Origin of the sequence: Micromonospora sp. NPDC000316 (assembly GCF_042898885.1) — a bacterium.
GTDB lineage: Bacteria > Actinomycetota > Actinomycetes > Mycobacteriales > Micromonosporaceae > Micromonospora.
In genome coordinates, this window is the sequence record NZ_JBIAZG010000011.1 from 142,494 (window position 1) to 157,093 (window position 14,600).

General features: G+C 68.8%; 11 protein-coding genes. 7 read left to right on the plus strand and 4 right to left on the minus strand.

From position 1 onward, the window contains the following. The first annotated feature begins 10 nt into the window (after window positions 1-10). The 7 genes from ACFY2Q_RS21310 to ACFY2Q_RS21340 all read left to right on the plus strand — a co-directional run bounded on the left by ACFY2Q_RS21310 (window position 11) and on the right by ACFY2Q_RS21340 (window position 6,753). Complete coding sequence (locus ACFY2Q_RS21310; RefSeq protein ID WP_387132777.1) at window positions 11-799, plus strand: IclR family transcriptional regulator; 789 nt, start codon at window positions 11-13, stop codon at window positions 797-799. Between the two features lie 52 nt (window positions 800-851). Then, entirely contained in the window at window positions 852-1,718 is an 867-nt protein-coding gene (locus tag ACFY2Q_RS21315; RefSeq protein ID WP_387132780.1) for an ABC transporter permease, read from the plus strand. Continuing rightward, a complete protein-coding gene (locus tag ACFY2Q_RS21320; RefSeq protein ID WP_387132783.1) occupies window positions 1,715-2,584 on the plus strand; it encodes an ABC transporter permease in 870 nt (289 codons plus the stop codon). Before ACFY2Q_RS21315 ends, ACFY2Q_RS21320 begins: the two co-directional genes overlap by 4 nt. Before the next feature lie 8 nt (window positions 2,585-2,592). Continuing rightward, a complete protein-coding gene (locus tag ACFY2Q_RS21325; RefSeq protein ID WP_387132785.1) occupies window positions 2,593-3,729 on the plus strand; it encodes an ABC transporter ATP-binding protein in 1,137 nt (378 codons plus the stop codon). A 162-nt stretch (window positions 3,730-3,891) separates the two neighbouring features. Continuing rightward, a complete protein-coding gene (locus ACFY2Q_RS21330; RefSeq protein ID WP_387132787.1) occupies window positions 3,892-4,962 on the plus strand; it encodes an extracellular solute-binding protein in 1,071 nt (356 codons plus the stop codon). Window positions 4,963-5,024: 62 nt separating this feature from the next. Beyond that, complete coding sequence (locus ACFY2Q_RS21335) at window positions 5,025-5,789, plus strand: IclR family transcriptional regulator (protein ID WP_387132790.1); 765 nt, start codon at window positions 5,025-5,027, stop codon at window positions 5,787-5,789. Then, on the plus strand, window positions 5,776-6,753 hold the full coding sequence (locus ACFY2Q_RS21340) for a cyclase family protein (RefSeq protein ID WP_387132792.1): 978 nt from the start codon (window positions 5,776-5,778) through the stop codon (window positions 6,751-6,753). Before ACFY2Q_RS21335 ends, ACFY2Q_RS21340 begins: the two co-directional genes overlap by 14 nt. 86 nt (window positions 6,754-6,839) lie before the next feature. Here the strand turns inward: ACFY2Q_RS21340 and ACFY2Q_RS21345 are convergent, their stop codons facing one another. From ACFY2Q_RS21345 to ACFY2Q_RS21360, 4 genes are read right to left on the minus strand one after another with little or no spacing between them, the layout of a single operon-like run. Further along, the gene (locus tag ACFY2Q_RS21345) at window positions 6,840-7,817 is read right to left on the minus strand and encodes a hypothetical protein (protein ID WP_387132795.1); all 978 of its coding nucleotides are present in this window, start codon (window positions 7,815-7,817) and stop codon (window positions 6,840-6,842) included. A 32-nt stretch (window positions 7,818-7,849) separates the two neighbouring features. Then, entirely contained in the window at window positions 7,850-9,376 is a 1,527-nt protein-coding gene (locus ACFY2Q_RS21350) for an OmpL47-type beta-barrel domain-containing protein (RefSeq protein ID WP_387132798.1), read from the minus strand. 8 nt (window positions 9,377-9,384) lie between these two features. Next, entirely contained in the window at window positions 9,385-13,320 is a 3,936-nt protein-coding gene (locus tag ACFY2Q_RS21355; protein ID WP_387132801.1) for a ThuA domain-containing protein, read from the minus strand. A 24-nt stretch (window positions 13,321-13,344) separates the two neighbouring features. Further along, window positions 13,345-14,349 carry a multicopper oxidase domain-containing protein gene (locus ACFY2Q_RS21360; protein ID WP_387132804.1) on the minus strand — a complete coding sequence of 335 codons (1,005 nt, stop codon included), beginning with the start codon at window positions 14,347-14,349 and terminating at the stop codon, window positions 13,345-13,347. Window positions 14,350-14,600: the final 251 nt, after the last annotated feature.

A 14,600-nucleotide genomic window follows, 5' to 3' on the forward strand; every position in this document is an offset into this window, starting at 1 on the left:
GCGGTGTGACATGAGCGGTGAGCGGCACGGGCATCGCGCACGCCGCACCGGCAACCCGGGCAGCGCGGCCGGCGGTCCCACGCGGACGGCCACGATCCAGTCCATTGATCGCGCCGCGAGTGTCCTCGCGCTTCTCGACCAGGACACGTGCAGCCTCACACCGGCGCTCGTGGCCGATCGGCTCGGCCTGAACCGGACGACAGCACACCGATATCTGCAGTCGTTGCAGCGCGCCGGGTTCCTCAGCGCCTCATACGGGCCGGGACCACTGCTCGACCAGCTCTCCGCGCTGGTGTCGGTGCGCCAGCAGATCCTCACGCTCGCGCCGGCGGTCATGCGTCAGCTGTCGGACACGACGGGGCTCACCACAGTCCTGAGCTTCCTCGGCCGCTCGGGGGCGGTGGTGACGCTCGTCGAGGAGGCCAACCAGGGCACCATCGTGCTAACCGTGCGCGTCGGCACGGTGCTCGGACTCCGGGCGGCGCAGACCCGCGTCCTCCTGGCGTTCCAGTCCGATCCGGCGGCGGTGGCCCGCGCACACGAGCGGCTCACCCCTGCGGAGGCCGCCGCGGAGCAGCACGCGCTCGTCGGCGTGCGGCGCCACCGGGTCGCCTGGGCGGACCTCGACCGCGAGGGTTTCGTGTCGGTAGCGGTGCCGATCTTCGCCACCCGCAACGTCCAGGCCGCGATGGCACTTCTCGGCACGACCGCGATGCTGCGCCCCGCGGGCCAGTCGACCGAGCGCGTTCACGCGCTCGAACAGGCGGCGCAGACCCTGGGCTCGCTGGTCGCGAGCTGATCCCATGCAGGACAGGCGAGCCCGAACTGACGGGCGAAAGGCGGAGTTGAAGATGCCAGGTCCCGCGAAGCGGCGCACCCCGAGCCCACAGTGGCTCCTGCTCGTGCCGGCGTTCGCACTGATCACCGTGATCCTGCTCGTCCCACTCGGCCAGGGCCTGATCCGCAGTGCCGGAAGTCCCGACTGGACGCTCCAGCACTACCAGACGCTCTTCACCGACGGGGTGACGCTGCGGGTGCTCGCCCGCACCGCGATGACGGCGGCAATGGTCACCGTCATCGCCTTTCTGCTCGGCTACCCGTACGCGTACCTGATGACCCGGGTCGGGCCGCGCCTGCGCGGCATCCTCCTGGTGATCGTCCTGATCCCGTTCTGGACGTCGGTGATGGCCCGCAACTTCGCGTGGATCATCATCTTGCAGCGCAACGGGCCGGTGCACTCGTTCCTGGAGCAGTTCGGCCTGGACATCGTGCTCTACGGCACGGTCGGCGGGGTGACCATCGCCATGAGCCAGGTGCTGCTCCCGTTCATGGTGCTGCCACTGTTCAGCGCGCTCAGCGGCATCGACAGGCGACTGCTGCTGGCGGCGCGCGGGCTCGGCTCCCATCCGCTCGTGGCGTTCTGGAAGGTGTACTGGCCGCTGTCGCGCGGCGGTGTCGTAGCCGGGCTGATCCTCGTCTTCACGCTGAGCCTCGGCTTCTACGTCACGCCGGCCCTGCTGGGCTCACCGCAGCAGTCGCTCGTCGCGCAACTGCTCGGCCAGCGCACGACCCAGCTCCTCGACTTCGCCGGGGCCAGCGCGCTGGGGATGCTCGTGCTCGTCGTCACCCTCGTGCTCGTGGCCTGGGCGAACCGCCTCGGGGGCACGATCTCGGCTATCGGCGTCGTCGCCGCCACTCGTCCGAAGGACCAGTCATGACCCGCGCGTTGAGTGACATCGAGACGGAGGCGGGTGCGCCGCCGGCGCCCCGCCCGCGCCGCACCCGCCGACGCGGGCGAGGGGTGGACCCGATCCCGTGGTGGCTGTACGTCATCGTGCTGCTCGTCGGGCTGTACTTCATCCTCCCGACCCTGATCGTCATCCCGATGAGCTTCAGCTCCGCGTCGACGTTCCAGTTCCCGCCGGAGGGCTTCTCGCTCAAGCTGTACGAGAACTTCTTCACCAACCCGGTGTGGCTGACCTCGCTGCGCAATTCGGTGCTTGTGGCAGTGCTCTCGGCCACGCTCGCGACAGTGGTCGGGACCGCCGCCGCGCTGGGCCTGCACAACCTGACCGGCCGGCTGGCGCGCTTCGCGCGGACCGTCCTGATGATCTCGATCGTCACGCCGGCGATCGTCATCGCGGTGGCGGTCTACATCTCCTTCCTGAAGTGGCAGCTCGTCGGCACCATCACCGGTTACGTGCTCGCGCACGCCGCGATAGCCGTGCCGTTCGTGCTGGTGTCGGTGACAAGTGCGCTCGGCGGGTTCGACCCGAAGCTGCTGCGCGCGTCCGCGTCACTGGGCGCCCCGCCGCACCGGACCTTCCTGCGCGTGACGATGCCGCTGATCAGCCGGGGAATCGTCACGGGTGCCATCTTCGCCTTCGTGACGTCGTTCGACGAGGTCGTGATCGCCCTCTTCCTGCGCTCTCCCCTGTTCCAGACGCTGCCCGTGCAGATGTACAACAGCGTCACCGTCGAGATCGACCCGACGATCGCCGCGTCATCAAGCCTCGTGGTCACCGCGGTCACCATCATCTGCCTCGTCCTGCAGTTCGTGGGTAGCCGAGGAAAGTCCCGATAGGAGTTCGCATGCCTGCAACGCCGTCCCCCACTGTCGCGCCCGCGCCCGCGTCCATCCCAGCGCGGGCCGGTACACAGATCCGCCTCAACGGTGTGACAAAGGACTACGGACTGGCGATCCCCGCCGTCGCGGACGTCTCACTCACGATCGAGCCGGGCGAGTTCATGACGCTGCTCGGGCCGAGTGGTTCCGGAAAGACCACGACGCTCAACCTCATCGCGGGATTCGAGACGCTCACCGCGGGATCGATCTCGTTCAACGGGGCCGACGTCAGCGCGCTGCCCCCGCACAAGCGCAACCTGGGCATGCTCTTCCAGAACTACGCGCTCTTTCCGCACATGACGATCGCCCAGAACGTCGCCTATCCGCTGCGCGAGCGGCGGGTGCCCCGGGCCGAGATCACCCGCAAGGTCGCCGAGGTGCTCGAACTCGTCCAGCTGACCGGCCGGGACGACAACTATCCGGCCCAGTTGTCGGGGGGCCAGCAGCAGCGGGTCGCCCTCGCCCGCGCCATCGTCTTCGGTCCGACCGCGCTGCTCCTCGACGAACCGCTGGGGGCGCTCGACCGCAACCTGCGGGCCTCCCTGCAGATGGAAATCCAGCGGATCCACCGCGAGGTGGGGTCGACGTTCGTGTTCGTCACGCACGACCAGGAGGAGGCGATGAACCTGTCGGACCGCATCGCGCTCTTCAACGACGGCCGCATCGAGCAGGTGGGCACGCCGGAATCGCTCTACGAGGCCCCGGAAACGCTCTTCACCGCGCGTTTCCTCGGCGACTCGAACGTCTTCGAGCTGGCGCGGCGCGCGGACGACACAGTGGTGTGGGAGAACACCGTCTGGGCGCTGGACTCCCGTACGGTGTCGGCCCGGGCGAGTGCCGGTGGGCGCGCCGCGCTCGTGGTGCGGCCGGAGGACGTCCGCGTCGGCGCCGACGACGCCGCGGTGCCGGCCGGGGTGAACTCGGTGCCCGCGACCATCCGGGACATCGGCTACATGGGCGCCTACCGCACCGCCGTCCTCTCCTTCGGTCGGGACGGGACGGTGGGGCGCGCGAGGTTCGACGCGACGCAGACGGACCTGAGCGTCGGCCAGTCGGTCACCGCCTGGTGGCGCGTCGACAAGCAACGTGTCGTGGCCGTCTAAACGTTCACTGGCCGAACATCTATCGACGTATTCCAAACATCATGCCTGAATGGCCCTTGCGTAGCCTCGTCGACCTCGCCTAGCGTTCATATTACGAAGTCAAGACCCATACTTTGAACAATTAGAGCCGACGAGCGAACCCCTTAGACCGAAGGAAGTGACATGGTGACCAGAACTAGTCGCGGCCTCGCGACCATCAGCGCGATCACCGCCGTGGCCCTGCTGGCCGCCTGTGGCGGCGAGACAGCCACCGCGACCGACCCCGACGGGCCCGTCAAGCTGACGTTCGTCGCCTACGGCGGCGTCGGCCAGGAGGCGATGATCGAGCACTACCAGAAGCCCTACTCCGCCGCGAACCCCAACGTCACGTTCGTCAACTCGTCGCCCCCGGACGTCTCCCAGGTCAAGGCCCAGGTGCAGAGCAACTCCGTGCTGTGGGACGTGGTCGCGGTCGCCCCCGCTGCCGCCACCCAGAACTGCGGGACGCTCTTCGAGAAGCTGGACTTCTCCGCGGTCGACAAGAAGGACCTCGTCGAGGGCACCGTCGGCGAGTGCTACATCGGCAACTTCATCAACGCGTCGCCGTTCGCGTACCGCACCGACGCGTTCCCGGACGCCACAAAGGCGCCGAAGACGATCGAGGACTTCTTCGACGTCCAGAAGTTCCCGGGCCGGCGCGGCATCCTCACCAACATCCAGAACGGCATCCTCGAATATCCGCTGCTCGCCGACGGCGTGGCCCCGAAGGACCTCTACCCGCTCGACGTCGACCGCGCGCTCAAGAAGCTCGACACCATCCGCAAGGTCACGACGTTCGCCCCGAACGTCGGCGCCCTGCAACAGGCGGTCGGCTCGAAGCAGGTCGACATGTTCCTGCTGGCCGACTCCCGACTCGTGCCACTGATGGACGACGGCACCGACGTCACTGTCGTCTGGGACGTGACAGTCACCTCCATCAACGCCTTCGCCGTCCCGAAGGGTTCGAAGAACGTCCAGGCCGCACAACGGTTCCTGCCGCAGGTCGTGACCCCAGAAGCGGTCGCCGGCATCTCCGAGGCCCTCGGCACCGCGCCGGTGAACAAGGCCGCCAAGTCGAACCTCTCGCAGAACGCGAAGAAGGTCGAGGTCTACGGCCCCGCCAACACCGGCGAGACAGTCCTTCAGGACGTCGACTGGTACGCTGCCAACTTCAACGAGGTGACCACCAAGCTCACCAACTGGTTGGCGGGATGACGCCACTCCCCCGCGGGTCGCACTGAACCCTCGGAGTTCCCTCTGTGAACTACGATTCAGCGATGGTGAACTTTGATCCGGCCGATGCCTCGAGTTCCGACATCCGGGCCGTTGCACGTGTCGGGCAGATCCTCGCGCTGTTCGGCCCTCGGGTCCTCGAGCTCACAGCGGCGGACGTGGCCGAACGCACCGGGCTGAATCGCACCACCGCCTACCGGTACTGCGCGTCGATGGTGGCCGCGGGCATCCTCGAAAGGGGCACCCGGCGGGGGACGTTCGCACTCGGCGGGCTGATGCTGGAGTTGGGCATTCAGGCCCTGGGCCGCCAACGCATCGTCGAGATCGCCGGCCCTCACCTGCGGAAGCTGCGCACCGCCGTCCGGATGACGGCGGTGCTCAGCATCCGCGGCGCGCAGGAACCGGTGGTCGCCCTCGTCGAGGAGGACACGAGTCGGATGGTGGTGGTGACTGTGCACGCCGGCTCGAAACTCGACATGACAGCGGCCCAGACCCACCTGTTCTTCGCGTACGCCGACCCGTCCGTGCTGGACGCCGCCGCCGCCGGGATGTCGGCGGTCGACCGCGCCCGGCTGGAGTCCGAGATCTACTCCGCCCGCCGGCAGGGGTTCAGCATCGCCCGGCACAGCGGCGGTCTGTTCGCCATGGCGGCGCCGGTCTTCGACGAGCAGGGAATGTGCGCCACCGTGGCAATCCTCGGGGCCGGGGAACTCGACCTGGCCACCGCACTCGAGCAACTCCTGGCAACCGCCACCGCGCTCAGCGACGAACTGAAGGCTCCAGGTGAAGGGCCACATGCCGACCTATGACGACCTCTCCTCCGCCGACCCACCCCACTCCAGTTGGGATGTCTTCGGCCGTGACGACGAAATGGGCACCATCAACCTCCTGACGCCGGAGCGCGTCGCGGCGGCCGCGCGACTGGTCCGCAGCGGCCAGCGATTCAACCTCGACTACCCCGTCAACGCGTTCGAGCCATACCCCACCGGCACCCGCCCCGCCACCGAGCACCACGTGTTCGCCAACAACGAGTTCCACCGCGACGACTGGCTCGACTCGTTCTATCTCCAGTCGACGTCACAGGTGGACGCGCTGCGCCACATCGGCCACCCGCGACACGGCTTCTACAACGGGCTCGCGGCCGCCGACAACACGAGCGAGTCGACCCGGCTGGGCATCCACAACTGGGCCGAGTCGGGCATCGCGGGACGGGGCGTGCTGCTGGACGTGCCGCGCTTCTTCGCCGCGCACCGCCGGGAGTACGACTGCGAGACGACAGTAGTCCTCGACGCGCCCACCCTGGACGCCATCGCGGCGGAGCAGGGCGTCCAGTGGCAGGGCGGTGACATCCTGCTGCTGCGCACCGGCTGGGCCGAGAACTACGTGTCGAAGACCCGGTCGCAGCGCATCGAGTTCAACACCCGCAACAAGTCCCCCGGGCTGGCCCAACGCGAGCAGACACTGCGGTGGCTGTGGGACCACGAGATCGCGCTCGTCGCGAGTGACACGCCCGCGGTCGAAGCCGATCCCGTCATCGACTCGGACTTCCGGATGGCCGACGAACGCGCACCCGAGCGCGGGGTGAACCACAGCGGCATGCTGCACCGACCGTTGATCGCCCTGCTCGGCATGGCCATGGGCGAGCTGTGGAAGCTCGATCAGCTCGCCACGAGCTGCGCGCAGGACGGCCGCTACGACTTCTTCCTGACCTGCAAGCCACTGAACATCCCAGGCGGGGTCGGCTCCCCGCCCAACGCGCTCGCCATCAAGTGAGCGCCCACCGCAACTGAGGCCACGTCGGCGACGAGCGCCGGGCCGGACGCCTGATGACGTCCGGCCCGGCGTGCCCATCCGGGTTCCTAGAGCCGGGCCGCGCCCGCCGCGCTGGCCGCCTGCTCGGCCGAGGTACGGCGAAGATCCGCCCGCTGCTCGCCGGCCTCCTCGCGGTCCGGGTTCACCACCCGGGCGGCCCGGTTGGCGGTCGCGGTCGCCTGGTCACCTGTCACGCCGCCGCGGATCCGGTTGTTCGCGGCCACCTGTGCCACCGGGTTGTTGGACGTCACCGTCAACTGGCCGTTGATGATGGTGTCGTCCACGGTGACGCCACCTGTGGTGCTGGTGATGCTGACGTCCGCGCCCCAGTAGCCGCCGGAGGCGCAGCTGTCGAGGACCCCGTTCGGGCCGAGTTGCACGCCGCCCAGGTTGCCGGCGAAGGTGGCCCGGCCCCGGACGGCACTGCCGCACACCACACTGCCGGTGGCGCTGTTGAGCACCGACAGCGTGCCGTCGACGAACGAGTCGTGCACGTCGGTGTAGTAGGTGCCGGTGCTGCTGAGGTTGCGCTGCACCTGCGTTCCGCGGTCGAGCCGGACCTCACCGGCGCTCACGTTGACGTGCCCGGCGATCGTCGACTCCTCCGCGAACAGGAAGCTGTCGATGGTCGCGGAACCCTTCGGCCGTACGGTCACGGTGCCGGTCTGGGCGTCTTTCAGGAAGATGCCGTACCCGCCGGCGGCCAGGACCACCTGGCCGTCGACGCTCGTGTCGGTGGCGTCGAGGTAGCCGTCGGCGGCGACGCGCACCTCACCGCTGACCCGGCCGCCGGTGACCACCAGGTTGCCGCCGGCCGCGACAGTGACGTTGCCGGTGATCGTGGTGCCGGTCAGCGAGCAGGACTTGCCGGCCGGCACGAGCAGGTCGTTGGGCACGGTCACCGCACCGCCGGTGCCGATGCAGTGGGTGACCAGGTCGGCGTGCGCGGTGGGCGCCACCGCCAGCACCGAGCCGGCGACGACGGCGGTCACGGTGGCCAGCTTGACGACTGTACGTCTGGGCATCGTTGTACTCCCTGTCGATGAGATTCGAGGACTCATGCGCCGACGTCCGATCGGGCCGCGGCCCGGACGATGGCGCCCTGCTGCCGCCGGTCGAGCGTGCCGCCGGTCACGAGTGCTGTGGTGACCGCTTCGACGTGCCTGACGAACTGGGCGTGGCCTGCGTAGTTGGCGTGTTCGTCGATCAGATCGTTTATCGTGCAGCCGTCGCCGGTGTCGACGTTCGCCACTCCTGTGTCGTCGCCGTCGATGACCACCGTGGCCCGGGTGTCGGATTCGGGGCAGGCGTCGGTGCCGTCGGCCACCACTGTGAACGTCGTCGACTGCTCGGCGGAGGTGTTCTGAGCGGTGTCGGTCGCCCGGTATCGGACGGTGTGCGCGCCCGGGGCACGGACGGTGACCGGGCTGGTGTACGCGGTCCAGCCGCCGCCGTCGAGCGCGTACTCGATCTTCGCCACGCCCGACTCGTCGTCGGTCGCGGTGACGGTGACCGTGGCGCCACCGACGTACGCGCCGTCCCCGTCGCGCTCGCCGGTGACGGTGGCGGACACGGCGGGTGGCGTGGTGTCCTCGGCCGGCGGTGCGACGACCGTGAAGTGCTCCATCTGCTCCGCCGACGTGTTGCCGGCGACGTCTGTCGCCCGGTAGTGCAGCATGTGCATCCCCACCGCGTTCACCACTATCGGGTTCGCGTACGCGGTGAAGGCGCCCCCGTCCAGCGAGTACTCGATGGTGGCGACACCGGAACCCGCGTCGGTGGCGGTGAGCGTGGCGGTGGCCGTACCGACGTAGTTGCCGTCGCCGTCGCGGTCGCCGGACAGCGCGGCCGTGACCACCGGCGGGGTGGTGTCCTCCTGGGTCGGCTCGACGATGCGGAACGACACCGAGCCGACAGCGCTTGTGTTGCCGGCCTGGTCGGTGGCGCGGAACTGCACCGAGTGGTCGCCGATCGCTGTGACGCGCACCGGCTGTGTGTACGGCTGGAAGCTCGTGTCGTCGACCTGGTATTCGACGGTCTCCACACCGGAGTCGGTGTCGGTGGCCGTCACGGTCACCGTCGCGGCCGCGATGTAGTTGCCGTCCTGGTCGCGGTCTCCCGACACGGCGCCCGTCACCGTCGGCGCTGTGGTGTCGTCGCCGCCACCGCCGTCGGTCACCACCAACTCGCCCACCATCTGGCTGTGGCCGGGGATGGTGCAGAAGTAGCGGTACCGGCCCGGGGTCAGCGTCACGGCCGCCTGGTGTCGCCCGTCGTTGGCGTCGAACGGGTTGGCCAGGATGTTCAGCGTGACGTCGTGGTTGTAGCCCTCGGTGGTGGTGTCGAAGGTCAGGGTGTGCGGCATCCCTGTGGTGTTGCCGGTGGCCGCGCTGTTCTCCCAGATGATCGTGGTCGCACCGGCCACCGCCTGCGTGGGGGCGGACTTGTAGCGGGTGATGTCGTCGTCGGCGGTCCAGGTCAGCACCTGTTCCGCGGCGCGTGGGGCGGCGGAGGCGGGCGTCGCTGCCCACGGGATCACCGTGAGCAGGAGCGCCGCCAGCGCTGCCGTCAGTTGTCGGGGCATCGTCTCTCCTAGAGTTCCCGCACGCGGATGTTGCGGAACTCGGTCAGGTCGTTGTCACCGTGGTTCTGCAGGCCGATGAAGCCGCGCAGGAACTGCCGCAGATCGGTGGGCGGGTCGCCGGCGCGGGAGGACTGCTTGCCCGGCGTGTTGTCGAACTCGTTGATCACCACACCGTTGCGGATCATGGTGTAGTGCTGGCCGACTGCGCGGATCTCGTAGTCGTTCCACTGGTTCTTCGGTGTGACGCCGGCCTGGGCCAGCGGCACGGAGTCGAAGTTGTAGACCGAGCCGGTCTTCTGCGGCTCACCTGTCTCACCGTCGTAGATCTGGATCTCGTGCCCGCAGTAGATCGCCATCCACGCCTGCGAGGTCCGGGCCGATCCGACAGTGCCGCAGCTGCCCGGAGGGCGCTGCTCCAGCGGGGTCCGCAGGTCGGGGAACCTGATGAACACGCCGGTGTTGGCCCGATTGTCAGCGGGCGCGATGTCGCGGAACTGCACCTTCAGGGAGAAGTCCCCGAGTTCCTTCGTGTGCCAGAGCATGCCCATGCCACCGCTGGAGCGCAGCGCCCCGTCCGGCTGGATGGCGAACGACCCGGTCGGCGCCTGTTGCCAGCCACGTAGCGACTCCACGGTGCCGTCGTAGAGCGGTTCGTACCCGGTGTGCCCGTCCCGACCGATCTCCGACGCGGAGGCCAGGCGGGTGAGCGTGCCGGACTCGCGGGCGGTGAGCAGTTCGTCGTCCTGGAGCGCGCGGGTCACCGCTGTCACGTGTCGGACGAAGCTGTTGTGGTCGGGCCAGGTGCTCTCGTCGTCGATCAGGTCGTTTATGGTGCAGCCCTGCCCGACCGTGCGGTTGGGCACCTTGCTGTCCGTGTCGTCGAGCCACACGGTCTGCCGGGCATCGGGCACCGCGCAACCCACAGTGACAGTGGACTGCACTGTCGCCTTCTCACCGTCGGCGTACGTCACCGTCAGCTTCGCCGTGTAGGTGCCGACAGTGGCGTACGTGTGCCGGGGGTTGGCCTCGGTCGACGTGGCGCCGTCGCCAAACTCCCAACGGTGGCTGACGCCGCCGGAGCGGGAGCCGTCGAAGGCGATTGTCAACGGCTTGTTCTGCACGGCTACCGAGTTCGCCGCCGGTGCCGGGGTGGGCGCGCCGCCGGTGTAGGTGATCCGGATCAGCTTCTGGTTGGGGTGCAGGCTGAAGAACCCGCCTCCGTAGTCCAGCAGGTAGAGCGCGCCGTCCGGGCCGAACTTGGCGTCCATCCAGCTCTGCAACCGGGTGTCGCCGTTACCGCTGGGGATGATGGCCCGCAGCGACTCGGCGTACACCGGCGGGGTTGCCTGTGGCACGCCGGCCGGGTCGACGGTGACGGCGACGCGGTTGTTGGCGTTCGACTGGTCGCCGATGAACCACTTTTCGTCCCAGTACTCCGGCCAGGCCACCGTGCTGTTGGCGTCGACGAGGTCGCGGTGGTAGGTCGGACCGGACATGATGGCCTGTCCGCCGCCGCGCAGGTAGGGCTGGGTGTAGGTGGCGTCGGCCGCGACGTAGGTCGGCAGGCCGCTGCCGTCGGTCCTCTTCGGGAAGACCGGTCCCCCGCCGTCGGGCGAATACCAGATCATGTTGTCCCGGGCCGCCGGGATGTCCACCAGACCTGTGTTGCGGGGGGACTCGTTCTTCAGGTTGTCGCAGTCGTACCAGCCGGTCAGCACCGTCGCGTCGGTGGTGCTGCGGTCCCGGTACGGCTGCCGGTTGCCCATGCAGTACGGCCAACCCTGGTTGCCGGCGGAGGTGATGATGGTGGCGGTCTCGTACTTCGCCGGGCCGAGGGTGGGGCTTGGCGACGAAGCGTCCGGGCCGACCCAGCCGGCGGTCAGCCACTGGTGCTCCGGGTCGATCTGGAGTCGGGCGATGTTGCGCACGCCCATCACGTAGATCTCCGGACGGGTCTTCTCGGTGCCCGGTGGGAACAGGTTGCCCTCCGGGATGGTGTACGTGCCGTCCGCCTCCGGGTGGATCCGGATGATCTTTCCGGCGAGGTCGTTCGTGTTACCCGACGTACGGCGGGCGTCCTGGAACGAGATCCCCTCGTACTCCTGGGTCCAGTTGTTGCCGGAGTAGCCCTGCGACCCCTCGGAGGAGTTGTTGTCGCCGGAGCCCACGTAGAGGTTGCCCTTGGCGTCGAACGCCATGCCGCCGCCGGCGTGGCAGCAGCTGTGGATCTGCACCGGAAACTCCAGCAGGTCCTTGCGGGTGCCCTGGTCGATCCTCTGCGCCTCGCGGTCGTAGGTGAACCGCGAGATGGTGCGCTGCCCGACCCGCTTCACCCTGTCGATCGACTCGTGCGGCATCCAGTAGACGTAGAGCCAGCCGTTGTCGGCGAACTTCGGGTCCGGCACGATGCCGAGCAGGCCCTCCTCGTTCTTCACCAACTCGGAGCCGCTGCCCCGGTTGCCCATCACCTCAAGGGTGGTGAGCAGCTTCGCCTGCTTGGTGCGCGGGTCCCACGAGTGGATGGTGCCGCAGCCCTTACCGACGTTCGGGTTGTTCCAGTCCGCGATCGGGCCGCTCGGGCAGGCGGCCTTGCCGACGTAGAAGACCGTGCCGTCGGGCGCGATGGTCAGCCCGTGCGGCTCACCGATCTGGTCCAGCTGACCGGTCTGGTTGGCAGCGGTGAGTCGCTCCACCTTGTAGTTGGACGCGATGGTGGCCTGGCAGTCGCCGCGTACACGGCCGGTGGTCCAGTTGAGAGCGCCGGTGAGGTGCGTGCGGAACGCCTCTTCGCCGTAGCTGCCCTCGGTGTGGCCCATGCCCGTGTAGAACGACCGGCCGCCGTCGTAGTCCCGGCACCAGGACACCGGGTGGAACGGACCGTTGGCGCCCGGCCCGGGGTTGTAGTGCCGCTCCTGCACCTGGGCCAGGGTGTGCACGGTGCCGAGTGGGTTCGGGTCCCAGTTGTCCCAGCGGTCCGAGCGGGTGAGCGTCATCGGCAGCGACGCGGTGGCCGGGTGGTTCCGGTCCAGGATGTCGACCACCGACCGACTCACCGGCGGCAACTGCGGAGCTGTGGCGTCGCCGGTGAAGAGCCGCAGGTCGGCGAGCTGGATCAGCGGCTCGCCGCTGTTCGCGGTGATGTTCAGCCGGAAGTGCGTGAACTCCTGGGGCGTGGCGATGTCGAAGCGGCGGGTCTGGAACCGCTCCGGGAAGACCTGACCGGTCCGCCGGTCCAGGTCGGTCCAGCTCTGCCCGTCCGCCGAGCCCTGCAACGTCCAGTCCTTCGGATCGCGGCCGGTGAAGTCGTTCGCCGACGTCAGCGCGTACCCGGTGACCCGCTTGGCCGCGCTCAGCTCGTAGGCGACCCAGCCGGTCGCGGTGCGGACCAGCCACTTGGTGTTGGCGTCGCCGTCGGTGAGCTTCTCCTTTGTCTCGTCCGGTGCGTTCTCGCCGCTGGCGGTCACCCGGGCGACCGGCTCGGCCACCGGGATGGCGCCGGCAGGGCGTGCGCCGATCAGGCCGGTGAACCAGGTCGAGTCGACCTGCGCGCGGGCGGCGTCGGCGATGCCGACGAAGCCGCCGCCGGCCTTCATGTAGCTCTGCAGCGCCGACTCCTGGTCGCGGTTGAGCGCGGCGCCCGTCGCGGACAGAAAGACCACGCTGCGGTACGCCGACAGCCCGGCCGTGGTGAACACGTTTGGGTCACTTGTGGTGATGACATCGATGTCATTACCGGCAGCAAGTTGCCGGATGGTGTCCGCTGCGCGCGCCACCGGGTCCTGCTGCTCGGCCACCGGCCCGTGGAACACCAGGACCGCGGTCTTCTGCGGTGCCGCCGCCTGCGGTGCCGCTGCCGTTCGCGGCGCGGCTGCCGCCGACGTCGCCGGGATGAGTGTCGCGACTGCCGCTATCGCGGCGAGTGCGCGTCGTACGTTTCTGGTCATGCCCGTCCCCACTCTCGGTTTCGGTCAGTTGCCATGCGTGTGGGTGTGGCCCTGGAAGCGGTGGATCGCCTCCTCGGCGCCCGGCGGCATGCTGCCGTCGGCGTTGCGCACCAGGAAGATGCCGGCCATGCCGCCGTCGGAGTGGAACTGCACGTGGCAGTGGTACATCCAGGCGCCGGGCCCGACGCCCTCTCCGGCGAGGACCTGGAAGCCGAAGGAGCTGCCCGGGTTGAGGTCCTTGTTGTCGATCACGAGGCTCGGGTCGGCCGGACCCTCCAGCATCCCGGTGCGGTTGTCCGCCCAGCGGTGCGCGTGCAGGTGGAAGGTGTGGAAGGTGCCGCCGTGCCCGATGGCGATCCACTCCACCCGCTCGCCGAGGTTCGCCTCGAACATCGGAGTGTCCGGCGCCATCTTGTTGTTGATCATCATGTCGTTGAACACGACTGTGAACTGCTTGTCCGGCAGGATGTCGCCGCGCCGCCGGACGACGAGCGCCCCGTACAGCCCCTTGGCTATTCCGCCGGTGCCGTGGTCGGTGCCCATGGCGTGATCGTGGTAGTGCCAGTAGCCGGCGCTGCCCGGCATGTACCGCCGGCCCGTCGCGGCGAACATCTCCCGCGAGCGCCAGACGTACGTGCGCGTCTCACCCGGGTTGTTGAACGAGGCGTTGAGCGGGCTGCCGTCGGAGTCGGTGCTGTAGTCCACCCCGTGTGGATGGATGGACAGCCGCTGGCTTGTGGTGTTGACAAGCGTGATCTCCAGGGTGTCACCCTCGTAGATCTCCAGCACCGGCCCCGGCACGGTGGCCTGGCCGGGCGCTAGCCCGTAGCCGAACAGGCCGCCGGGCAGCTGCTCGGCGTAGAGGGTGACCTTCTTCGTGACGCCGGCTGCGGCCCGAGCGGGGCTGCCGCCGAAGGCGGTGCCGATCGCCGGGGCGGCCGCGCCCAGCGCGCCGGCGGCAAGTGCTCCGGTGGCGATCAGCGATCTGCGGGACAGCTGGCGGTGAGGGCCAGCGGCATGATCGTCCATGGGTCTCCGTTCCCGACCGGGCGAAGACGCGACGAAGGGCAGGGTGCATCAACCGCCGAGCACGGGGCGGAGGCACGACTGAGGTGAGGCTCGTCGCGGGCTTTGCTCGGAAGACTCAGAACTTTCGGTGGATGACAGCAACTTATGTAATCCATCGACGAAAGTACAGGTCTGATTGCAAGAAGATTTCCTTGACATCACGGCAATCGTCGATTGACATGAGACCGGGACGCAGGCCGGGGCGTGCCTCA